Raw genomic sequence first — 22,660 nt, forward strand, 5'->3', positions numbered from 1 at the left:
GCGCTATTCTTTCAGCTTGCCGGGTCAGACTTAGGCGAACGTCTTGGCGAAGGCTTCGATCGCCGACTTCAGCTCGGCTTCCAGCTCCTTGGACAGGGCCTTGGTCGACTTGATGCTGTCGAGGATCGACTGGTGCGCCGAGTGCATGCGGGCCAGCAGCTCCTGTTCGAAGCGGCCGATGTCCGACACGGCGATCTTGTCGAGATAGCCGCGCGTACCGGCGTAGATCGACACGACCTGCTCTTCGACGGTCAGCGGCGAATACTGGGGCTGCTTCAGCAGTTCCGTCAGCCGCGCGCCGCGGGCCAGCAGGTTCTGCGTCGACACGTCCAGGTCCGAGCCGAACTTGGCGAAGGCGGCCATCTCCCGATACTGGGCCAGCTCGCCCTTGATCGAACCGGCGACCTGTTTCATCGCCTTGATCTGGGCCGACGAGCCCACGCGCGACACCGAGATGCCGACGTTCACGGCCGGGCGGATGCCTTGGTAGAACAGGTCGGATTCCAGGAAGATCTGGCCGTCGGTGATCGAGATCACGTTCGTGGGGATATAGGCCGAAACGTCGTTGGCCTGGGTCTCGATCAGCGGCAGGGCGGTCATCGAGCCCGAACCGTTGTCCTCGTTCAGCTTGGCCGAACGCTCCAGCAGGCGCGAGTGCAGGTAGAAGACGTCGCCCGGATAGGCTTCGCGGCCCGGCGGACGGCGCAGCAGCAGCGACATCTGGCGATAGGCGACGGCCTGCTTCGAGAGGTCGTCGTACACGATCAGGGCGTGCATGCCGTTGTCGCGGAAGTACTCACCCATGGCCGTGCCCGAGAACGGGGCCAGGAACTGCAGCGGGGCCGGCTCGGAGGCGGTGCAGGCCACGACGATGGTGTAGTCCAGGGCGCCGCGCTCCTCGAGCGTCTTCACGATCTGGGCGACGGTTGAGCGCTTCTGGCCGATGGCGACGTAGATGCAGTAAAGCTTGTCGCCCTCCGACGCGCCTTCGACGTTGATCGACTTCTGGTTCAGGATGGTGTCGATCGCCACGGCGGTCTTGCCGACCTGACGGTCGCCGATGATCAGCTCGCGCTGGCCGCGGCCGACGGGGATCAGGGTGTCGATGGCCTTCAGGCCCGTCTGCATCGGCTCGTGCACCGACTTGCGCGGGATGATGCCCGGCGCCTTGACGTCGACGCGGCGGCGCTCGGTGAACTGGATCGGACCCTTGCCGTCGATCGGCTCGCCCAGCGGGTTGACGACGCGGCCCAGCAGGCCCTTGCCGACGGGGACGTCCACGATCTCGCCCAGGCGGCGGACGTCGTCGCCCTCGGCGATGGCGGCGTCGGCGCCGAAGATCACCGCGCCGACGTTGTCGCGCTCGAGGTTCAGGGCCATGCCCTTCACGCCGGCCTTGGGGAACTCGACCATTTCGCCGGCCTGGACGTTGTCGAGGCCGTGGATACGGGCGATGCCGTCGCCGACCGACAGCACCTGACCGACGTCCGAGACGTCGGCCTCGACGCCGAAGTTGGCGATCTGCGACTTGAGGATGGCCGAGATTTCAGCGGCGCGGATGTCCATGATGGGCTCTCTGTCTTCGGTCTCTTCGGCGCCGTTGCGGGCGCGGGCGTCAGTGGGGTCGGCGCGCTTAGGCGCGCTTGAGGGCGTACTTCATCGAGTCGAGCTTGGTCTTGAGCGAGGCGTCGAACAGCTTCGAGCCCACCTTGACCTTGAGGCCGCCGAGAATCGACGGATCGACCCGAACGGTCAGTTCCGGCGCGCGGCCCAGCTGTTCGCGCAGGGCGTTGCGGATGTGGGTGATCTGGACCTCGTCCAGCGCCTGGGCCGAGACCACCTCGGCGGCGACGATGCCGGCGTGGCGCGCATACAGGCGCTCAAAGCCGGTCAGCACGCCCGGCAGGTCGCGGGCGCGGCCGTTCTGGGCCAGCAGACCCAGGAAGTTGCGGGTCGTCTGTTCAAAGCGGGCCTGGGCGGCGATGGCGACCAAGCCTTTGACCTGATCCTCGGATTTCATCACCGGCGAGGCGATGAGGCGACGCAGGTCGGCGCTTTCGGTCCAGGCGGCCTTCAGCGACTTAACGTCCGCACGCACGGCGTCCAGGCGGCCCGTCTCCAGGGCCAGGTCGAACAGCGCCTGTGCGTAGCGCTCGCCGACTTGCGTCGTTCTGAAATCGTCAGCCACTAATATGGTCCGCGTCGTTGCGTTTGGGTCGCAACCGGCTGCGAACGTCCGCGCCGGTCAAGGGCCTGAAATGCTTGTGGAAAGCACGACAGGGGCCGTCTCATCGGAAACGCCCCCTTCAAGCCGGGCGCCTGATAGCACGGGGTTTGGCGGCTCGCAACCAAGGCGCGCGGAACGATAACGCCGCACCCGCGCTGACGAAGATCGCGCCTTTGAACCGTCTGCGTCTCGGAACCGAAGCGGCGGCTGGTCACCGGCGATTCAATCGGCGGCGACGACGTTCTCGGACCTCTGGGTGCGACCACGACGCCTCCGGCTTCCGCTTGATGGGCGCTCACGCTCGCTTTACCGCTTAGCCCAACAGTTTCTTTCGGACGCCTTTATGCTCGACAGCATCCTTCCCCTGCTCTCCGACCCCGCCGCCTGGGCGGCGCTGGTCACGCTCGTGGTCATGGAGGTCGTGCTCGGCATCGACAACCTGATCTTTATCTCGATCCTGTCGAACAAGCTGCCGCCGGAGCACCGCCAGCGCGTCCGCCGCATCGGCATCGGCCTGGCCCTGGTCATGCGCCTGGCCCTGCTTTCGATCATCGCCTGGCTGGTCGGGCTGGTTCAGCCGGTCTTTTCCGTGTTCGGCAACGACTTCTCGTGGAAGGACCTGATCCTGATCGCGGGCGGCCTGTTCCTGATCTGGAAGGCGACCAAGGAGATCCACCACACCGTCGATCCCACGCCGTCGCATGACGTCCTGGACAAGAAGGACGTGGTCATCTCCAACGCCGGCGCGGCGATCTTCCAGATCATCCTGCTGGACCTGGTGTTCTCGATCGACTCCATCCTGACCGCCGTCGGCATGACCGAGCACCTGCCGATCATGGTGGTCGCGGTTCTCGCCGCGGTCACCGTCATGCTGCTGGCCGCCGACCCCCTGGCCAACTTCATCGCCAAGAACCCGACCGTGGTCATGCTGGCGCTGGGCTTCCTGCTGATGATCGGCCTGGTGCTGATCGCCGACGGCTTTGGCTTCCATGTGCCCAAGGGCTATATCTACGCCGCCATGGCCTTTTCCGCCGGCGTGGAGGCGCTGAACATGCTGGGTCGCAAGTCCGCCTCCAAGAAGGAGCTGGCGCAAGCCGCGCGGGCCGAGGCCGATCAGGCCGAGAGCCGCGCCCAACAGGCCGAAGCCGAGGCCGCCGTCGATACGGCCGGTCGGGCCTGACGCCCGTGGATCGGCGCGCGCTTCTTCTTGGTCTGGTTCTCGCCCTCGGCTCGCCGCTCTGCGCGCAGGCCGAGGTGCCGGTTCAGGGCTATGAGGTGGTGCGCACCTATCCGCATGACGCCGAGGCCTTCACCCAGGGCCTGATCTGGCGCGACGGTCACCTGATCGAGACCACGGGCCGTCAGCCGTCGGTGCTGCGGCGCGTGCGACTGGAGGACGGAAAGCCGGTTGCACAACGCACCCTGGCTCCGGTCTACTTCGGCGAGGGCGTGACCGAGCTGAACGGCAAGCTCTACAGCCTGACCTGGCGCAACGGCGTCGGCTTTGTCTGGAAGGCGGACGACTTCACGCCGCTGGGCCGCTTCACCTACACGGGCGAAGGCTGGGGTCTGACGAGCGACGGTCGCCGGCTGATCATGAGCGACGGCACGCCGTTTCTGCGCTTCATCGACCCCGAGACCATGGCCGAGACCGGTCGCGTGCGGGTGACCGCCGACGGCGAACCCGTGCCGATGCTGAACGAGCTGGAATGGATCAACGGCGAGGTCTGGGCGAACCTCTGGCAGAGCGATCGCATCGCGCGCATCAATCCCGAGACGGGGGCCGTCACCGCCTTTGTCGATCTGAAGGGCTTGCTGCCGGCCGGCTCGATCCGCGATCCAGCCGACGAAGTCCTGAACGGCATCGCCTGGGATCCGGAGGGCAAGCGCCTGTTCGTCACCGGCAAGCGCTGGCCCAGCCTGTTCGAAATCCGCGTCCGCCCCTGAGACGCAAAAAAAGGCGTCGCCCGTCAGAGCGACGCCTTCTTCATTCCGGATCGAGAGACGATCAGCCCTTCAGCGCCTCTTCCGAAGCAATGATGCGGCTGGCGGCGTGAACCACCGCGCCGATACGCAGAGCGGCCTGCACATGGGTGTTCGGCACGCCGTGCTTGCGCAACTCGCCCTCGTGCGCATCAAGGCAGGCGCCGCAACCGTTGATCGCCGACACGGCGGTGGACCACAACTCGAAGTCCAGCTTCTCCACGCCCGGATTGCCGATGACGTTCATCCGCAGCTTGGCCGGCAGCGTGGTGTATTCGTGGTTCTTCATCAGGTGCAGCGAGCGGTAGTAGATGTTGTTCATGCCCATGATGGCCGCCGCCGCCTTGGCCGCGTTCAGCGCCTCGGGCGACAGCTTCTCAGAGGCAGCGGTCTCGATCGCGCGCACCACCGCCGGCACGCCGATCGCGTGCGCCGAGGCGACAAGGCAGCCCCACTTCTGCTGGTCGTTCAGCACCGTCTCGTTGGCCAGCGAGGACAGGTTCAGCGAGATGTCCTTGCCATAGGCGGGAATGAGCTCGCGCAGGGCGTCGATCGACATGGTCGGTTTCCTTGAAGAGTCAGGGTTGCGGCTCGCACCACGCTGCGCGCGGGAGCCGGTATGAAAAAGGCGGCGACGGAAATCCGCCGCCGCCTTCTCGTGACGTTCAGGCGATAAACTGTTACGCCGCCAGGACGTTGCCGCCCACCGGGCGGTTGCAGGCGCACAGCTCGTCGGTCTGCAGCGCATCGACGACCCGCAGGGTGTCTTCCGGCGCGCGGCCGACGTTCAGGTTCGTCACATAGACGTGCTGAATGACGTTGTGCGGATCGACCACGAAGGTGGCGCGCAGGGCGACGCCCTCTTCCTCGTCAAGCACGCCAAGCGCGCGGGCCAGCTTGCCGCCGTTGTCGGCGAACTGCCAGATCGGCAGCTTGTCGAGGTCGGCGTGGTCGCGGCGCCAAGCCAGCTTGGTGAACTCGTTGTCCGTCGAACCGCCGAGCACCACGGTGTCGCGGTCCTCGAAATCCTTGCCGAGCTTGGCGAAGGCGGCGATTTCGGTCGGGCAGACGAAGGTGAAGTCCTTCGGATAGAAGAAGATGACCTTCCACTTGCCTTCGAAGCTGTCCTTGGTGACGGTCTCGAAAGCGGAGACGCCATTCTCTTCGTGGCTGTTGAAGCCCGGCTTCACGCCGGTGATCTTGAAGTCAGGCAGGGTTTGTCCGACGCCGAGCATCGCGAACTCCGTTTAGATTGATGATTGAGGCGGCCCAAGGGGGAGGAGCGCCGCCGACGCAGACCCATATGTGCCTCCGCCGGCGTGAAGTCAAATGGATCGTTCTGCCGTGCGGGATAGATCGTTCTTATAGTTGCTCCCACGGATCAACGCGATCTGCATAGATTTTCCCGCTGCAAACGGCAAAGTTTATCGATTGGCTTTTCGTCGGCTTCCGTCTCACAGTCGCATCTCCGGTCTAAACCCAGGGAGGACATCATGGACGGCGAAAGCGCCCCAACCCCGCTTCACAACCCGCGCAAGGAGCCCGCCGCCCTGCGCTCTCTGCTGGGTCGCACCAATCGCGACTGGTGGCCGAACCACCTGTCCGTCGACATCCTGCACCAGCAGGGCAAGACGGGCGACCCGATGGGCGACGACTTCTCCTACGCCGAGGCGTTCAAGACGCTGGACTATGCGGCGGTCAAGCGCGACCTCCACGCCCTGATGACCGACAGCCAGCCGTGGTGGCCGGCGGACTACGGCCACTATGGTCCCTTCTTCATCCGCATGGCCTGGCACTCGGCCGGCACCTATCGCACCGGCGACGGCCGGGGCGGCGCAAGCGCGGGGCAGCAGAGGTTCGCGCCGCTGAACTCCTGGCCGGACAACGGCAACCTGGACAAGGCGCGGCGCCTGCTCTGGCCGATCAAGCAGAAGTACGGCGCCAAGCTGTCCTGGGCCGACCTGTTCATCCTGACCGGCAATGTGGCCATTGAATCGATGGGCGGGCCGGTGTTCGGCTTTGGCGGCGGCCGCGCCGACGTCTGGGAGCCGGAAAAGGACGTCTACTGGGGCACCGAGGAGAACTGGGTCGGCGATGAAAGCAATGAGACCCGCATCCAGCCCGACAAGGGCATGGTGCTGGAAGAGCCCCTCGCCGCGATCCAGATGGGTCTGATCTACGTCAACCCGGAAGGCCCCGGCGGCCGTCCGGAGGCGCTGCAGTCGGCGCACGACATCCGCGAGACCTTTGCCCGCATGGGCATGAACGACGTCGAGACGGCGGCCCTGACCGCCGGCGGCCACACCTTCGGCAAGGGCCACGGCGCGGGCGACGCCAAAAAGGTGGGCGTCAGCCCCGAGGGCGCCGACATCGCCCAGCAGGGCCTGGGCTGGGTCTCGGGCCATGAGAGCGGCGTGGGCGACCACACCATCACCTCCGGCATTGAGGGCGCCTGGACGCCGACGCCCATTACCTGGGACATGACCTACTTCGACATGCTGCTGGACCACGAGTACGAGCTGGTCCGCAGCCCGGCCGGGGCCAAGCAGTGGCAACCCGTCGGCAATCCGGACGAGACGCTCGCGCCGGCCGCGCACACGCCGGGCAAGAAGGTCCCGACAATGATGACCACCGCCGACATGGCGTTCAAGGTCGACCCGGCCTACCGCCAGATCATGGAGCAGTTCCGCGCCGATCCGGCCTATTTCGCCGATCAGTTCGCGCGCGCCTGGTTCAAGCTGTGCCACCGCGACATGGGGCCGCGCATCCGCTACCTCGGACCGGACGTGCCGAGCGAGGACCTGATCTGGCAGGATCCGATCCCGCCTCATCAGGGCCGCTTGATCGGGGACGCCGAAATCCAGCAGCTGAAGCAGGCGATCGCGGCGTCAGAGCTGACCGTCGCCGACCTTGTTCGCACGGCCTGGGCCTCGGCTGCGACGTGGCGCGGATCGGACCATCGCGGGGGCGCCAATGGCGCGCGCATCCGCCTGGCCCCGCAAAAGGACTGGGACGTCAACGAGCCGGCGAAGCTGGCGCGCGTGCTGAAGGTCTATGAGGACATCAAGGCCGCGTCCGGGCTCAATGTCTCGATCGCGGACCTGATCGTGCTGGGCGGCTCGGTGGGCGTCGAGCAGGCGGCGAAGGCCGCCGGCCACGACGTGGTCGTGCCTTTCAGCCCGGGTCGCACCGACGCCACGGACGAGCAGACCGATGCGGAAGGCTTCAAGGTTCTGGAGCCCCGCGCCGACGGCTTCCGCAACTATCTGCAGGTGCAGTTCAACGTGCCCACCGAAGAACTGCTGGTCGACCGCTCCCAGCTGCTGGGCCTCACCGCGCCGCAGATGACGGTTCTGGTGGGCGGCCTGCGCGTGCTGGGCGTCAACCATGGCGCCTCGGAGAACGGCGTCCTCACCGATCGACCGGGTCAGCTGACCAACGACTTCTTCGTCAACCTGCTGGACATGCGGACGGGCTGGAAGCAGGTCGACGACAGCAGCGACGAGACCTTTGTCGGCTCCGATCGCCTGACGCACGAGAAGCGCTGGACCGCCACCCGCACCGATCTGGTGTTCGGCTCCAACTCGCAGCTGCGGGCGCTGGCCGAGGTCTACGCCTCGGCGGACGCCGGCGGGAAGTTCGTCCGGGACTTCATCAAGGCCTGGGTCCAGGTGATGAACAACGACCGCTACGACCTGCCGGGACCGGCGCTGCACGCCGAGAAGGTCGTCGCCTGACGAGACGTCCCCCCGCCCGGCGCTGTTGTCGGGCGGGGGCTCTTCATAGATCAGATCAATGCCGTTTGATCCGGCGATAGCGAGCGCCTATGACGCCCGGATGCTCCCCACCCTGCGTCAACTCCAGTATCTGAAGCTCCTCGCCGAGCACGGCTCGTTCAGCCGCGCCGCCGAGGCCGCCCACGTCAGCCAGCCTGCGCTGAGCGCCGGGGTACAGGAACTGGAGCGTATCCTGGGCGCGCCCGTGGTCGAGCGGACGCGCGGCGCGGTGCTGCTGACCGCCGTCGGGGCCGAGGCTGTCAAGCGCGCCGAGGACGTTCTGGCCCGCGCCGAGGACCTGGTGGAGGCGGCGCGCAACGCCGGCCGTCCCCTCTCCGGCCGCTTCCGCCTGGGGGTGATCCCCACAGTTGCGCCGTTTCTGTTGCCGGCCAAGCTGCCGGGTCTGCGCGACGCCTATCCCAAGCTCAAGCTGTTCATCCGCGAGGACCTGACGCCCCGTCTGATCGCCGCTCTGAAGGCCGGTCATGTCGATGCGGCGGTGATCGCCCTGCCCTATGAAGCCTCGGGCATCGAGCATGCGCGGATCGGCGACGACGAAATCCTGGCGGCGGCCCCGGCCGGCCACCCGCTGGCCCAAGGCGCGACCATCCGGCCGGGATCGCTGAAGTCCGACGACCTGATCCTGCTGGAGGACGGCCACTGCCTGCGCGATCAGGCGCTGGCCGCGCTCGATATCGACCCGCCGCGCGGAGACGACGTGTTCGCCGCCACGAGCCTGCACACCCTGGTGCAGATGGTCGGGTCGGGCCTGGGCGTTTCCTTTCTACCCAGCATGGCGGTGAAGGCGGGCCTGGCCGACAATCCGGCCGTCGCCGTGCGTCCGTTCGCGCGCGAGGACGACCAGCCGCCCCGCCGCGAGATCGTCGTCGCCTGGCGCTCCGGCTCCAGTCGCGCGGCCGAGGCGCGCCTGCTGGCCGAGGCCCTGACGCTCGACTAGGACGGCAGGAGTGGTTCAGCCGAACAGCCGCTGATCCCACCAGACGGGCGTCTCCAGCCCCGGTTTGACGCGCGCGAACTCAGGATGGGCGGCGTTGAAGACGAAGTTCCGCTCCATGCGCGCTACGACCGAGGGTACGATCAGCACCGCTGAGCGCCCTTGCGCGAACCAGTCCCGGCCAAAGGCGCGCGCCGCCGCCCCGCCCGGCGCCGCCCAGTCGGGAACAAGGTCCGGGTTGACCATCTCGTAGGACAGGCCGGCGGGAAGATGGATTTCGACATAGTGCTGGCCGTTCGGCAGTTCGCCGCCGAAGTGGACCAGCTTCTCCAACATGGCGGTGGAATAGTGTTCGGCGGCGTAGACCGCACGCTGGCCCGCCTCGTGCCAGCGGCCCGACGCCAAACGCGCGCCCCCGTCGCTCCAAATCGGATGCTCGCCGCGCGGATCGCCGATGCGGTAGGCCTTCAGCGCATCGTCCAGCCGGCGAACCATGCCTAGACGGCGAAGCCCGCGTCGGCGCGCCGCACCAGATTGATCACGGCGTCGGCTCCGGCCGAACTGGATTGGGCCATGCTCAAGGGCGTGCGCCCATTCAGCAGCGGGTGCGGCCGGTTCAGGAAGCGGGCGATGGCGGCGGTGTCGCCGTGATAGACGCGGCTGACCGCATCCACCACGCGGCCGACCTCGTACAAGCGCTCGCTCATCTCGCGCGACAGCGGCTTGCGATTGGTCCGGGCGCGGCGCAGCGTCGCCTCCGGGATCAGCTGACCCACCACATGCGGCATGCCGATGACTTCACCCAGGGCCGCGGCGGAAGTCGGTTTCAGTCCCCGCGACACTTGGTCGGCCAAGGCGATGTCGTCCAGCACGGCGCCGTCCTTCAGCCCCAGCAGCCGACCGATGCGGGCGGCGTCGCTGGCCGGAAGGGCCTCGGGCTGGGCGTAGATGTCGAGGGCGGTCATCAAGCGGCTTTCGTCATGTGACGCACAGATAATCGCCAAATGACGCCGCCGCAAGGTCGGGGATGGCGCCATGAAAAAGGGCCGGCGGATCGTTCCGCCGGCCCTCGTCATCTTGGCTTCACCGCCGCCTTATTCAGCGACTTCGGTGGTCGGGGCGGCTTCGACCGGGGCCGTTTCGACCGGCGCCGTCACGGCCGCTTCCGGGCCGCGCGCCAGGTTGCGCAGGACGTAGGGCATGACGCCGCCGGCCTTGAAGTAGTCCAGCTCGGTCTGGTTATCGATGCGGCAGCGCACGGGGAAGCGCGCCATCTTGCCGTCCGACGGGCGGAACAGCTCGACCCACAGGTCCTGACGCGGACGCAGCTTGCCGACGTTGACGTCCGACAGGCCGCGGATCGTGACGATCTCCTCGCCCGTCAGGCCCAGCTTCTGCCAGCCGTCCTGCTTGAACTGCAGCGGCACCACGCCCATGCCGACCAGGTTCGAGCGGTGGATGCGCTCATAGCTTTCGGCGATCACAGCCCGCACGCCCAGAAGGCGCGTGCCCTTGGCCGCCCAGTCGCGCGACGAGCCCGTGCCGTACTCCTTGCCGGCGAACACGACCAGCGGACGCCCCTCGGCCTGGTAGCGCATGGCCGCGTCGTAGATCGACATCGTGTCCTGCGACGGGAAGTGCTTGGTCACGCCGCCTTCGATGTCCGGCGTGATCTTGTTGCGGATGCGGATGTTGGCGAAGGTGCCGCGCATCATCACTTCGTGGTGGCCGCGACGCGCGCCGTAGGAGTTGAACTCGCTCGTCTCCACACCGCGGTTGGTCAGATAGACGCCGGCGGGCGAGGTCTTCTTGATCGAACCGGCCGGAGAGATGTGGTCGGTGGTGATCGAGTCGCCGAAGATGGCCAGCACGCGCGCCTCGACGATGTCGCTGACCGGGGTCGGCTCCATCGACAGGCCCTCGAAGTAGGGCGGATTGGCGACGTAGGTCGAAGAGTCGTCCCAGGCATAGGTCTGGCCGCCCGTGACCTTGATGCCCTGCCAGTGCTTGTCGCCCTTGAAGACGTCCTTGTAGCGCTTGGCGAACATGGACGGGGTCACCGACTTGCGCTGGATTTCGGCGATCTCAGCGGCCGTCGGCCAGATGTCGCGCAGGAAGACGTCGTTGCCCTTCTTGTCCTGGGCGATCGGCTCCTTGGTGATGTCCATGCGCATCGAGCCGGCGATGGCGTAGGCGACCACCAGCGGGGGCGACGCCAGGTAGTTGGCCTGAACGTCGGGGTTCACGCGGCCTTCGAAGTTGCGGTTGCCCGACAGCACGCTGGTTGCGACCAGGGCGTTGTCGTTGATCGCCTTGGAGATGGCCGGATCGAGCGGGCCCGAGTTGCCGATGCAGGTGGTGCAGCCGTAGCCGACCAGGTTGAAGCCCAGCGCGTCCAAGTCCTTTTGCAGGCCGGCGTCGGTCAGATAGTCGGTGACGACCTGAGAGCCGGGGGCCAGCGAGGTCTTGACCCACGGCTTGGCCTTCAGGCCCAGCGCATTGGCCTTGCGCGCCACCAGGCCGGCGGCGATCAGGACGGACGGGTTGGAGGTGTTGGTGCAGGAGGTGATGGCGGCGATCACCACGTCGCCGTCGCCGACGGTGAACTTCTCGCCGTCAACGGGCGCGCGCGGCGCGTCGGAGGCGCGCGAAAAGGTCCCGGTCAGATGGCCGTCGAACTCGGTCGCGGCGTTGGTCAGCTCGACGCGGTCCTGCGGGCGCTTGGGGCCAGCCAGCGACGGCACGACGGTGGAGATGTCCAGTTCCAGCACGTCGGTGAAGACCGGATCTTCACTGGTGTCGTCGATCCACAGGCCTTGAGCCTTGGCGTAGGCCTCGACCAGGGCGACGCGCGCCTTGTCGCGTCCGGTGGCGGTCAGATAGTCGATCGTCGCGCGCGACACGGGGAAGAAGCCGCAGGTGGCGCCGTATTCCGGGGCCATGTTGGCGATGGTGGCCTGGTCCTCGATGGTCATGCCGACCAGGGCGTCGCCGAAGAACTCCACGAACTTGCCGACCACGCCCTTCTTGCGCAGCATCTGGGTGACGGTCAGCACCAGGTCGGTGGCGGTCGCGCCTTCCGGCAGGCGCCCGGTCAGCCTGAAGCCGATGACTTCGGGGATCAGCATCGGGATGGGCTGGCCCAGCATGGCGGCCTCGGCCTCGATCCCGCCGACGCCCCAGCCCAGAACGGCCAGGCCGTTGATCATGGTGGTGTGGCTGTCGGTGCCGACCACGGTGTCGGGATAGGCCAGCGTGGTCTTACCCTCGGTCAGGGTCCAGACCGTCTGGGCCAGGTTCTCCAGGTTCACCTGGTGGCAGATGCCGGTGCCGGGAGGCACGACGCGGAAGTTGTTAAAGGCCGATGAGCCCCAGCGCAGGAAGTTGTAGCGCTCGATGTTGCGCTCGTACTCGCGCTCGACGTTCTGCTGGAACGAGCGCTTGTCGCCGAAATAGTCGACCATCACCGAGTGGTCGATCACCAGGTCGACGGGGTTCAGCGGGTTGATCTTGGCCGGGTCGGCGCCGAGCGCGGCCATTGCGTCGCGCATCGCGGCCAGGTCCACCACGGCGGGCACGCCGGTGAAGTCCTGCATCAGCACGCGGGCCGGGCGGAAGGCGATCTCGTGCTCGACCGAGCCCTTGTTCTCGATCCAGGCGGCCAAGGCGCGCAGGTCGGCCTCGGTCACCGAGACGCCGTCCTCGTTGCGCAGGAGGTTCTCCAGCAGCACCTTCATGGAGCGCGGCAGGCGGGAAATCCCGGCCAGACCGGCTTCCTCGGCGGCGGGAAGGCTGTAATAGGCGTACTTCTTGCGCCCGACGGATAGATCCTTGCGGACGTTCAGGCTGTCGTTCGACGGCATAGGGAGGGGTTCCTCTGATCAGCGCCGCCCGACAATCCGGTTGCGCCTTCGCGCGCTGGACGCAGGGGCGCACAGGTCCCCGGCGCGCGCGGCGAAAGCCTGCTGCGGCGAGCCTGCCTATAATCCCGCAACCGTTAGCCGTCCATGTATCCACGCCGCCCGCAGGGACATTGAGAACGGCTCGCATGACAGCGAGGCATACTCTGCCTCACCCTCCCCACATTGGGGAGGGTGGCCGCGCAGCGGCCGGGTGGGGGCGGCAAGGCAAGGCCGCACAGGATTGTGGATGCGTCGCCTGGCCCTCCCCACCCGACTTCGCCTACGGCTCAGCCACCCTCCCCGAAACAGGGAGGGAGAGCTTGTGATCGTCGCCTCCGTCACCGTCACGTCCCTGACCCTCTCGCGCGGCGAGCGCACGCTGTTCCGCGACCTGTCGCTTCATCTCCGCGCCGGAGAGGCCGTGGCGCTGACGGGCGCCAACGGCGCGGGCAAGACCTCGCTGCTGCGGGCGGTTTCAGGTTTCCTCAGACCGGATGGCGGTGAAGTGGCCTTCGCAGATGCGACGGGCGACCGCATCGAACCCGAGACCGCGCGCGGCCGCGACCTGCACCTGCTGGGTCATCTCGATGGGCTTAAAGGGCAACGCACCGCGCGCGACGAACTGACGTTTCAAACGCGGTGGCTGGGCGGAACGGACGCGGGCGTGGCCGAGGCGGCGGATCGACTGGGGCTCGCCCCATTGCTCGACCTGGAAGTGCGCCGGCTCTCGGCCGGACAGCGGCGCCGGCTGGCCTTGGCCCGGCTGATCGCCGCGCCGCGTCCGCTTTGGCTGCTGGACGAACCCTTGAGCCCGCTGGACACGCGCTGGAGGCGGGCGGCCGGAGAGCTGATGCTGGCCCATCTGGATCGGGGCGGCCTGATCCTGGCCGCCGTGCACGATCCCCTGCCCGTCGCCGCCCGCGCGTTCGAGATCGGGGCTGGGCGTTGATCCGCGCGCTGGGCATTCTTTATCGGCGCGAACTGGCGCTGGCCTGGGGCGGAGGCGGAGGCGCGCTGCTGGCCTGCGCCTTTCTGCTCTGCATGACGACGATGATCCCGCTCGCGGCCGGCGGCGATCCGCGCGTGCTGAGCCCCGTGGCCTCCGGCCTGACCTGGACGGCGCTGGCGTTGGCGTCGCTGCTGTCGCTGGAGCGAATGTTCGAGCGCGATCACGAGGACGGGGCGCTGGATCTCCTGGCGACCGGTCCCGTGCCGCTGGAGGGCGTCGTGGGCGTCAAGGCGCTGGCGCACTGGACGGCGACCGGCCTCCCGCTGGCGCTTGTCGCGCCCGTCGCGGCCCTCGCCTTGGGACAGTCGGGCGATCTTGCCCCGCTGACGCTGCTGACGGCGCTGATCGGAGGGCTGAGCTTTTCCTTCACCGGCGCGCTCGGGGCTGCGCTGGCGCTGGGGGCTCGCCGCGGCGGGCTGCTGATCGCGGTGATCGTCCTGCCTCTGTTCATCCCGCCGGTGGTGTTCGGCGCGGGCGGACTGCAACGCGGGGTGCTGGACCAGCCCGTGGGTCCGGCCCTGGCGCTGCTCGGCGCCTATGTGCTGTTCGCGGTCGTGATCGCGCCGCTCGCGGGCGCGGCGGCCATTCGCAATGCGCAGGGCTGAGGCGCTTGCCCGCACCCCGGCCGCCGCGTAAGCGCTGATCCCGATGTTCGGCCTGTCGAACCCTGCTCGCTTCATGGCCTTCACCCGGCCGCTGACGCCCTGGCTTTGGGGCGCGGCGGGCGTGCTGCTGGCGGTCGGGTCCTGGCTGAGCTTTTCCGCCCCCGCCGATTACCAGCAAGGCGACACCGTGCGGATCATGTTCGTGCACGTGCCGGCCGCCTCGATCGGCCTCGTGGCCTATGCGGCGCTGGGCGTATCCAGCTTCTTCGCTCTGGTGTTCCGCCATCCGCTGGCGGATGCGGCGGCAAGGGCGGCGGCCCTGCCGGGCGCGGCCTACACGGCGCTGGCGCTCGTCACAGGTTCGCTGTGGGGCCAGCCGATGTGGGGAACCTGGTGGGTGTGGGACGCGCGGCTGACCAGCGTGCTGGTGCTGTTCCTGTTCTATCTCGGCTACATGGCCCTGCGGGCCTCGATCGACGACGAGGCGCGCGCGGCGAGGGCTGCGGCGGTGCTCGGCCTGGTCGGCCTGATCAACCTGCCGATCGTGAAGTTCTCGGTCGACTGGTGGAACACCCTGCATCAGCCGGCCAGCCTGCTGCGCGCCGGAGGATCCTCGCTGGCGCCGCCCTATCTGCAGGCGCTCTTGGTGATGATGGCGGCATACGGCGTGCTTTTCGTGGCGTTGTGGCTGACCGCCATCCGTACGGAGGTGCGCCGCCGGCGGGTGCAGTCGCTGCGCGCGCGCCGGGCGCTGGAGGCGTGATGATCGACCTGGACATGAGCCCCTACGCCGCCTTTGTCTGGCCGGCCTGGGCGATCAGCGGCGTCGTGCTGGCCGCGCTGGTCGTGCGCGCGGCGGCCGCGGCCCGGCGCTGGAAGGCGGCGCTGCGCGACCTGGAAGCCGGCGATGAATAGATGGTTGGCGCTGGCCCCGCTGGTGGTGCTGGCGGCGCTGGCCGCCCTGTTCATCGGCTGGTCGCTGAAGCGCGATCCGGTAATCAAGCCGGACGCCATGGTCGGCCAGATGATCCCGGCTTCGAGCCTGCCGCAGCTTGATGAGGGAGCCGCGGCCGACCTGCGTACTTTGGCGGCCGGACGTCCGGTGCTGGTGAACCTGTTCGCCTCCTGGTGCGCGCCCTGCCGCATCGAGCATCCCAAGCTGATGGAGCTGAAGGCCCGGGGCGTGGTCGTGATCGGCGTGGCCTACAAGGACGAACCGGTCGCCACGCGCGCCTTTCTGGAGGAAATGGGCGATCCATTCGACGCCGTGCTGGTCGATCGCGAGGGACGGTTGGGCCTGGACCTCGGCGTCTCGGGGGTGCCGGAGACGTTCGCGGTGGACGCGTCCGGCCGTATCCGCGCCAAACAGGCCGGCCCCTTGCTGGACGACCGCGACGTCACGCGCCTGACGCAGGCGCTTCAGAGGCGTTAACCTTTTTCCGACGGATTGCGTTAACACTCCTGGAATGAGCGCGATTCGTCCCGGACTGCCGCAGATCGTTCCGCAACCCGCGGACGCCGGTCGCGCGCGCTCGGCTCAGGCCGCCGCCTTCTTCCGCGCCGCCGTGGATCAGACCCAGGCAACGGCTCAGGCCTCAGCGTCCGCCCCCGCCGTGGTCACAACGCGCGCGACCAGCGCGCCGGCGCCCGACCCCAGCCGGCCTCTGCGGCCCGGGTCTCTGCTGGACATAAGGATCTAGAGGTCAGCTCCAGCCGCGGCTGGCGATATACTGTTCAAGCGCGGCGATGCGCGTGTCGTCGGACGGGTGGGTCGAGGCGAACTGCGGAACCTGGCTTTCGCGCTGCGCCGCCATCAGCCGCCACAAGGCCACCGACTGGCTGGGTCGCCACCCCGCCCCCTGCAGGTAATCGACACCAAGCCGATCCGCCTCCAGCTCGTCGCGCCGCGAGTAGGGCAGGAGGATGCCGTACTGCGCGCCCAACCCGCCGATCGCGCCCACAGCCTGGCCATAGTCGCCGGCGACGCGCGTGCCCAACTGCAGCGCCGCATTGGTCAGGGTGCTGGAAGAGGTGCGCTCGGCCGCGTGCTGGGCGACCACATGGCCGATCTCGTGTCCGATCACCGCCGCCAGCTGATCGTCGTTCTGCACCAGGCTCAGCAGACCCGTGGTCACGCCGATCTGGCCCGACGGCAGCACAAAGGCGTTGGGGCTCTGGTTTGTGAAGACGGCGTATTCCCAGGTCCGGTTCCCCAGCCCCGCCGCCTGCACCAGACGGTCTCCGATGCGGCGGATACGATCCACCTGAGCGCCGGTGGTGACCGCGTTCTGGGTCCGCACCTGTTCGGCCCAGGCGGCGTTGGATTGCTGCACCAGCGAGCCGTTGTCGACGATCAGCAGCTGGTTGCGCCCCAGCGCCTCATTGTAGGCGCAGGCGGCCAGGGCGGCGCTGGCCGAGGCGGCGAGCAAGGCGATGCAAACGGCGCGGGTCATGACGGGCTCCTGCGGCAAAGTTGAACGCAGGAAAACCGGCGATGCGCGCAGAGGTTCCTGCGACGAAACGCGCTGCCCCCCAAAGCAAAAAGGCCCGGTCCGAAGACCGAGCCTTTTTGCGTTTCGATTGGAGCGGGCGATGGCTGATCGAACGCCCGACCCTCACCTTGGCAACGATGCCAGATTGGTTTTTCCCGCGATTGATGCTTGCTTCTGCAGATAGACAACACCTTGAAAGTAGGACGGTTTTCTTCTTACCTCCACCTTCCAGCGATTGGCCGGGATTACCTCGAGTTGATGCCGGCTGATGACCATCTGATGACCAGAACGCCATGTCCGCCTCTCAACGAAGGAAGATCACCAAGCGCCTTGTCGATGCCACGGTACCACGAGCGGCAGATGACGTGATCATCTGGGACACCGAAATTTCAGGCTTCCGGCTGCGGGTACGACCGACCGGCCGCAAGGTTTATGAAGTTCGCTACAGGCCCGACGGAGCAACGACGCAGCGGCAGATCGCCATCGGTCGGCACGGTTCCCCCTGGACGCCGGAGGCTGCCAGAGAGCGTGCTAAGGCAATCCTTCACGCCGCCGATCACGGGCAGGATCCCCTTGCAAAGCGTAAGGCGGCTCGGGCCTCTCTAACGATCTCGGTTCTCTGTGAAGTCTACCTGCGAGACGGCCCGGCTCACAAAGTCACGAAGCGCGAGAGCTCTTGGGCTGTCGATCGCTACAGTTTCACCCATCATGTTCTCCCTCTTCTCGGACGCAGGGTTGTCACCAGCCTCCGCCCTGGGGAATTGTCGGAGTGGCAGGCCAGGGTCGCGGCGGGGGCCACCGCCCGTCGAGTTGCGTCAGGCAAGCTCCGAGGCGTGATTCACGTGCGAGGTGGAAAAGGGGCGGCGTCGCGGGCCATGAGGTCGCTGGCGGCAATGTTGGCCTGGGCTGTCACCCAGGAACTGATCGAAACAAACCCTGCAGAGAAGGTGCCGAAAATTCCTGATGGCCGCCGTGAACGTTATCTCAGCGATGACGAAGTGGCGGCGATCTGGCGGGCAATTGGAGTTCTGGCAGCCGATCGACGACTGACCGCCGCTCAGGCGGCATTCTTCCGCCTACTCATGCTGACGGGCGCAAGGCGCGGGGAGCTTCTGGGCCTACGCTGGTCCGAGGTTGATCTCCAGCGAGGCTTCCTGCTTCTCCCTCCACTCCGCCACAAGTCGGGTGGCGCATCCAGACCGAAGTCTCTCCACCTTTCTCCCGCTGCGCTTGAAGTCCTTGGATCGCTCAAGGGTGACCACCCTGGCTTCCAGCACGTCTTTCCTTCCCTCTCCGCTCAGTCGAAAGCGGGCAACCGGGACGGCGAAGTACGTCCAGCTGTGTTCGAAGATAAACCGATGACCCCGCCGAAGGGCGCCTGGGATCGTGTCCTGAAGCAGAGCGGCGTCCTCGACGCCTCGTTTCATGTACTTCGTCACACATTCGCATCGCAGATCATCGCTACCGGCGAAAGCCTGTACACACTGTCCAAGATGTTGGGACACAGCAAGTCGACGACCACGGAACGTTACGCCCATCTTCGAGCCGGAGCAGGTGTAGCAGCGGCCCAGCTTATCGCGGACCGCTACCACAACCTGGAATGAAGGCGCTGCTCTCTGCCTTCTACGCTGCCCAGACCTCGTTCAGCACCTTCGCTGCAAGCGCTGCCTTGTCCTGAGGAAGGAAGCGCCCGTAATGCGCGGCCACCGTCGCTGGCGTGTCCTGGATGGCGTAGCTGGCTTGTTCGTATGAACCCGTCTGCTTCAGCACGTGCGTCGCCAGCACGTCTCTCACGCTGTGGGGACCATGGGACATCAAGCCCGCTACAGCGCCCCGGCCGGTCCAGGGATTGTAGATGCCATATCGCTGGATGATCAGGCGCCAAGCCTCGTAGAAGCCGGACTGGGTGAACGCCGCGTCGCGCGTGGTCGTCTTTGCCGTCTTAACGAAGAACGTGCCGGGATCGGCGGCGCCCGCCAGCAAGGCTGCGCGATCCCGCGCCAGGTAGCGCTCGATCCGCTCATAGAGCCCCCCTAGATCGGGTAGAACAAGACGGTAAGGCCGCCTGGAGAAATAGGCCGAGTTCGCGTTTTTGAAGGCCGCACACGGGATGAACACCTCCCACCCTGCATCTCGAACCGACCACCGCAGCTCGCCGCGCTTGAGCGCCTCCAGTTCCCGTTCGGTGCGCGGTGCTCCGTCCCGCGCACACACCACCAGCTGGCGCAGATTTTTCTGGCGAACGCCGAGGTGCAGACCGAGTCGGATCATGAGAAACGCCCGGACGGTCTCGGCGGCTGCCCGAGGGTAATGCCGCTCATCAGGCATCCTGGAGATGACCTCTTCGGCGATCTTGCGATATTCGCCGACAGGGCTGCCAGCCTCCAGGATCGGAAGGATCGGCTCGAATGGGTCGCGATGCACCCTCGCCACCCTCTGGATTTCGCGCGTTCTCGCCAGCCCATGTCGGTGTGCGATCTCGCATGCCGCGCTCCAGTCGAATTGCGCTGCCTGAGCCTCAACTTCCGACACCACGCCCGGGATGGGGACGAGGCGATCGGCGAGTTGCGGGTTCTGCCGCAGCCAACCCGTGCGCTCCTTGGTGAAGGCGGCTGCGAGCAGCAGCATCTCCGCCTCCCAACCTGTGTAGAAGCCGCGACGCCGTTCGCGCCATTGAACATACCAGTCCCAGACGGCCGGAAAGACGAGCAGCCCGAGCGTGAGGTGCTCCACGGGCACACCAAGCCCTTTCACCTCACTGTCAGGCGGCGCCGCCAGCGCGCCCATCATCAGCGCCAGGTGCTCACCGCGTTGCGCGGCTGTCGCCTCACCCCAGACGCCTGATCGCTCAAAGCCAAGGTCTGTCAGCGTTGCGGATTTAAAGCGGATCAGCGCCGCCATCTCTTCACGAAGGCCAGGCTGGGCCTGCAGCCAGGCAGGACCGTTTCCGTCAAACCGGAGTCCGAAGCGGTGACGGGAGACCTCTGCATGGTACCGGCGGTAGGCTGTGCCGCCCGCCAGAATGTGACTGCGAACCCACTGCAGAATTTCTGCCTGCTGATCCAAATCTCGAGACCGGAAGTCGTCCGGCAGGTGCCAGGCGAGCCTGCGTGTTTCTGCTCTGGGGATCGAAGCCGGCATCTGACCCGCGATCGCTCGCCGGCGCCTCATGCGGGCTATGAAGTAGCCACGCTCGAGGCGGTACCGAACTTCTATTGCTGAAAGCACAGCAAGAGCCTCCGACGTCTGCGGAGTTTTGGACCCACGCCGCCAAGCGATGATCGTCTGATAGTTGATAGCCGCACCAGCCGCCGTCACGGCTTTATGCAACCGGTAAACACTGTCTCCGTGCCGGGCAATCTGAGCGTCGAGCGCGGCATGGAAATCGCCCGGATCGTTGATCAGGCTCCAGAGTGGTTCTGGATGTAGAACGACCGGATCAGGCCGACGGCCTCGGCGAGAGGTCGGCGAGTTGGAAGAGGGATTGAACAAGGGAGCCTCGTGGATGCATCGCCTCGCAGGCGACACTCACTAGACGGTTCATCCACCCTGCAACCTGAGTCCTGCTCCCCTGAAAACTGTGGAAGCGCTCGGTCTCAGCAACCCGGTTGATGAAGCTGAAGCCACCCGATCCGTTGTGATAAGCTCTGAATGGCAGCGATGAAGTCCGCGCCACCAACCAGCCCGTGGTCACCATATGGTCATCACCACGGTGGCGGTAATCGCAGACGATTGCCGGCCAGTTCAAGAGACTACCAGAATGCATGGCGGAAGTCGCCTCGGCAGGTCCGAGAGGCGCCAAGAGCGGTCACGCAGACCAAGCCGCGAACGCGACATTCAGCACGTGAGCAAGATGTCCGCTCCTGAGAGCGATGCCTACTTCGCCTCACGACCCGTTGCGGACATCAGACATCAATTAGCTGGTCCGTCGATGACCCCACAAGCTGCGGGATACCGCAAAAGCACCTACAGATAGCAGGGTCCAGAAGGCCACGTTCGCCCAAAAGGGCAGCCAGTCAAAACGGTCAGCGGCGAACCAGACTTCCATGATGTTGGCAGTGTTGACGACGGACATGCCGAGATAGTCTCGGGCGAAAATCAGCGGCCAACCCGAAGCGGCAACTATACAGCCGTCCTCACAACCCATGATATCGGGATAGGTCGCCAGCGCAGAGCGTTTTCCGATGAACGTCGAGGAAAGCGTGGCCACCAATCCAACGGTACAGTGAAGCGGCAGTGCCAGGGCGCGTCTCATGCCCCCGGCGTATGGACGATAGAACTGGCCGTCAACGTCCGCTCGGCGCCACGAGCGGTCATGTGGACCAAGCCGCGAACACGACGTTCAGCGCGTGAGCCAAAGGTCCGCCTCCGGGCGCGATGCCAACTGCGCAAATCGACCCGTCGCGGACGTTCATCGCCTTGTTGATCGCCACAGAGTCACGTGAGCATCTACCAAGTGGCCCGGTGACGTTCCTGGCTGCTGGACGATCGCAAGCTACTCATGAACCTCATTCAAGGTTACCTTTACAGGCAGATCGGCCTGCGCGTCGCTGCCGCATGCTCCTCCCTAGCTGCGATTGGCGTGCTGAGTCAGAGCCTCGATCAGCTCGAGGTCATTGTTGAACGCGGCCAAAGCGTCTGGATCATGATCAAGCTGACGCTGTTGGCGGTGCCTCAGTTGCTGGCAGTGATTTTGCCGTTCGGGCTATTCGTTGGAGCCCTGATCGCACTGACGCGGCTGCAGCGCGATCAAGAACTGACGGCGGCCTTCGCAGGGGGCATGACGCGATGGGCGGTGATATCTCCTCCCTTTCGGCTAGCAGCTCTGGTCGCACTGCTGGCCTTGTTCATCAATCTCTTCGCCCAACCTTGGGCACAGCGTGAAGGACGCGCTCAGACCTTCGCCATCCGCACCGATCTTGCGGCCTTGCTGGTGCAGGAGGGGCAGTTCGTCCAGGGGCCTCAGGGCCTGACGATCTACGTAGAGCAGATCGAGCAGAACGGTCTGCTGCGAAACCTCTTTATCTACATAAAAGAAGAGGACGGAACGGTCCGGACTTGGGACGCTGGAGAGGCTCGCTTCGAGCGGATCAACGGCTCACCATTTCTAACGCTAAGAAGCGGTTCTTGGCAGGAATATTCGTCTCAGGGCGTCTTGAACCAACTAGCCTTTGAACGTCTTCCGTTCGACTTGGCTCCATTCGTAAACACCGAAGAGGTCGTGCGCTACAAGCCTGCCGACCTCTGGATGACAGAGTTGCTAAACCCAGACTCTGGATTGCTAGAGCAACGCTCGCGTGCCGAGTTGCAGGCCGAGGCTCACTCCCGCCTGTCCGCGCCCCTTTACGCTTTCACCGCCATGGCGATGGCGTTGGCTGCAATCATGGGCGGTGCGTTCAGCCGGACTGGATATGGTCTTCGGATAGCACGAGCGGCAGGAGCGTTTCTGCTGGTGCGAGTTGCCGGCTACGCTTTGGTGGCTGCGAGCGCCTGGAATGTCTGGCTGAACTTGTTCCAATATGTGCTGCCTGTCGCAGCAGCGGCACTCGCGATCAGACTACTGTTTCGGGCGCTTAAGCCGAAGCGTCGGCGTCATCGATGGTCGGGGCTCCTAGGCATAGAATCGGCGAGTGCGAGTTGAGAGCGTCGTTCTGACGAATGACCGCTTTCCACCCTTAGGCGACGTTGGCCGGGTCCGCTTCAGAGCCCGG

Annotated in this window: 21 protein-coding genes and 1 pseudogene; 12 read left to right on the forward strand and 10 right to left on the reverse strand. The window is 66.2% G+C overall.

The annotated features are described in order from the left end of the window. Window positions 1-30 precede the first annotated feature (30 nt). Window positions 31-1,566: a F0F1 ATP synthase subunit alpha gene (atpA, locus tag KY493_RS12105; RefSeq protein ID WP_219896582.1), complete on the reverse strand. Its 1,536-nt coding sequence runs from the start codon at window positions 1,564-1,566 to the stop codon at window positions 31-33. Window positions 1,567-1,633: 67 nt separating this feature from the next. Continuing rightward, a complete protein-coding gene (locus KY493_RS12110; RefSeq protein WP_219896583.1) occupies window positions 1,634-2,188 on the reverse strand; it encodes a F0F1 ATP synthase subunit delta in 555 nt (184 codons plus the stop codon). Between the two features lie 382 nt (window positions 2,189-2,570). Here KY493_RS12110 and KY493_RS12115 point away from each other — a divergent pair, with 382 nt between their 5' ends. After that, window positions 2,571-3,407: a TerC family protein gene (locus tag KY493_RS12115; protein WP_219896584.1), complete on the forward strand. Its 837-nt coding sequence runs from the start codon at window positions 2,571-2,573 to the stop codon at window positions 3,405-3,407. Window positions 3,408-3,412: 5 nt separating this feature from the next. Further along, on the forward strand, window positions 3,413-4,174 hold the full coding sequence (locus KY493_RS12120; protein WP_219896585.1) for a glutaminyl-peptide cyclotransferase: 762 nt from the start codon (window positions 3,413-3,415) through the stop codon (window positions 4,172-4,174). A gap of 61 nt (window positions 4,175-4,235) precedes the next feature. Here the strand turns inward: KY493_RS12120 and KY493_RS12125 are convergent, their stop codons facing one another. Next, window positions 4,236-4,769 (reverse strand): carboxymuconolactone decarboxylase family protein, encoded by a 534-nt coding sequence (locus KY493_RS12125; RefSeq protein WP_219896586.1) that lies wholly within the window; start codon window positions 4,767-4,769, stop codon window positions 4,236-4,238. Window positions 4,770-4,890: 121 nt separating this feature from the next. Further along, window positions 4,891-5,445 (reverse strand): peroxiredoxin, encoded by a 555-nt coding sequence (locus tag KY493_RS12130; protein WP_219896587.1) that lies wholly within the window; start codon window positions 5,443-5,445, stop codon window positions 4,891-4,893. A 258-nt stretch (window positions 5,446-5,703) separates the two neighbouring features. On the opposite strand from KY493_RS12130, the gene katG reads away from it, so the two are divergent. Further along, window positions 5,704-7,947 carry a catalase/peroxidase HPI gene (gene katG / locus KY493_RS12135; RefSeq protein WP_219896588.1) on the forward strand — a complete coding sequence of 748 codons (2,244 nt, stop codon included), beginning with the start codon at window positions 5,704-5,706 and terminating at the stop codon, window positions 7,945-7,947. 100 nt (window positions 7,948-8,047) lie between these two features. Continuing rightward, on the forward strand, window positions 8,048-8,944 hold the full coding sequence (locus KY493_RS12140) for a hydrogen peroxide-inducible genes activator (protein ID WP_219896589.1): 897 nt from the start codon (window positions 8,048-8,050) through the stop codon (window positions 8,942-8,944). Between the two features lie 15 nt (window positions 8,945-8,959). Here the strand turns inward: KY493_RS12140 and KY493_RS12145 are convergent, their stop codons facing one another. From KY493_RS12145 to acnA, 3 genes are all read right to left on the reverse strand, one after another. Next, on the reverse strand, window positions 8,960-9,436 hold the full coding sequence (locus KY493_RS12145; RefSeq protein ID WP_219896590.1) for an RES family NAD+ phosphorylase: 477 nt from the start codon (window positions 9,434-9,436) through the stop codon (window positions 8,960-8,962). 2 nt (window positions 9,437-9,438) lie between these two features. Beyond that, complete coding sequence (locus tag KY493_RS12150) at window positions 9,439-9,906, reverse strand: antitoxin Xre/MbcA/ParS toxin-binding domain-containing protein (protein ID WP_219896591.1); 468 nt, start codon at window positions 9,904-9,906, stop codon at window positions 9,439-9,441. Between the two features lie 129 nt (window positions 9,907-10,035). Further along, window positions 10,036-12,804 carry an aconitate hydratase AcnA gene (gene acnA, locus KY493_RS12155; RefSeq protein WP_255567887.1) on the reverse strand — a complete coding sequence of 923 codons (2,769 nt, stop codon included), beginning with the start codon at window positions 12,802-12,804 and terminating at the stop codon, window positions 10,036-10,038. 364 nt (window positions 12,805-13,168) lie between these two features. On the opposite strand from acnA, the gene ccmA reads away from it, so the two are divergent. The 5 genes from ccmA to KY493_RS12180 are packed head-to-tail and all read left to right on the forward strand — an operon-like array spanning window position 13,169 to window position 15,889. Further along, a complete protein-coding gene (ccmA, locus tag KY493_RS12160) occupies window positions 13,169-13,792 on the forward strand; it encodes a heme ABC exporter ATP-binding protein CcmA (protein ID WP_219898550.1) in 624 nt (207 codons plus the stop codon). Beyond that, the gene (ccmB, locus tag KY493_RS12165) at window positions 13,792-14,457 is read left to right on the forward strand and encodes a heme exporter protein CcmB (protein WP_219898552.1); all 666 of its coding nucleotides are present in this window, start codon (window positions 13,792-13,794) and stop codon (window positions 14,455-14,457) included. Before ccmA ends, ccmB begins: the two co-directional genes overlap by 1 nt. Before the next feature lie 43 nt (window positions 14,458-14,500). Then, window positions 14,501-15,220, forward strand: coding sequence for a heme ABC transporter permease CcmC (ccmC, locus tag KY493_RS12170; protein ID WP_219896592.1), 720 nt, complete (start codon window positions 14,501-14,503; stop codon window positions 15,218-15,220). Then, complete coding sequence (ccmD, locus tag KY493_RS12175; protein WP_219896593.1) at window positions 15,220-15,372, forward strand: heme exporter protein CcmD; 153 nt, start codon at window positions 15,220-15,222, stop codon at window positions 15,370-15,372. Before ccmC ends, ccmD begins: the two co-directional genes overlap by 1 nt. Further along, window positions 15,365-15,889 (forward strand): DsbE family thiol:disulfide interchange protein, encoded by a 525-nt coding sequence (locus KY493_RS12180; protein ID WP_219896594.1) that lies wholly within the window; start codon window positions 15,365-15,367, stop codon window positions 15,887-15,889. The genes ccmD and KY493_RS12180 overlap by 8 nt, the downstream gene beginning before the upstream one ends. A gap of 271 nt (window positions 15,890-16,160) precedes the next feature. Here the strand turns inward: KY493_RS12180 and KY493_RS12185 are convergent, their stop codons facing one another. Further along, window positions 16,161-16,910 carry a M48 family metallopeptidase gene (locus tag KY493_RS12185; protein WP_219896595.1) on the reverse strand — a complete coding sequence of 250 codons (750 nt, stop codon included), beginning with the start codon at window positions 16,908-16,910 and terminating at the stop codon, window positions 16,161-16,163. A 332-nt stretch (window positions 16,911-17,242) separates the two neighbouring features. Here KY493_RS12185 and KY493_RS14655 point away from each other — a divergent pair. Next, window positions 17,243-17,530 (forward strand): annotated as a pseudogene (locus tag KY493_RS14655) (Arm DNA-binding domain-containing protein); the annotation flags it as partial. Window positions 17,531-17,824: 294 nt separating this feature from the next. Continuing rightward, entirely contained in the window at window positions 17,825-18,553 is a 729-nt protein-coding gene (locus KY493_RS14530; protein ID WP_255567888.1) for a site-specific integrase, read from the forward strand. A gap of 19 nt (window positions 18,554-18,572) precedes the next feature. Here the strand turns inward: KY493_RS14530 and KY493_RS12195 are convergent, their stop codons facing one another. After that, complete coding sequence (locus KY493_RS12195; RefSeq protein ID WP_255567889.1) at window positions 18,573-20,090, reverse strand: hypothetical protein; 1,518 nt, start codon at window positions 20,088-20,090, stop codon at window positions 18,573-18,575. 775 nt (window positions 20,091-20,865) lie between these two features. Beyond that, complete coding sequence (locus KY493_RS12200; protein ID WP_219896597.1) at window positions 20,866-21,204, reverse strand: hypothetical protein; 339 nt, start codon at window positions 21,202-21,204, stop codon at window positions 20,866-20,868. 246 nt (window positions 21,205-21,450) lie between these two features. Here KY493_RS12200 and KY493_RS12205 point away from each other — a divergent pair, with 246 nt between their 5' ends. Continuing rightward, window positions 21,451-22,590 (forward strand): LptF/LptG family permease, encoded by a 1,140-nt coding sequence (locus KY493_RS12205; protein WP_219896598.1) that lies wholly within the window; start codon window positions 21,451-21,453, stop codon window positions 22,588-22,590. Window positions 22,591-22,660 lie beyond the last annotated feature (70 nt).

Source organism: Brevundimonas sp. PAMC22021 (genome assembly GCF_019443405.1).
In the GTDB taxonomy this organism is placed as follows: domain Bacteria; phylum Pseudomonadota; class Alphaproteobacteria; order Caulobacterales; family Caulobacteraceae; genus Brevundimonas.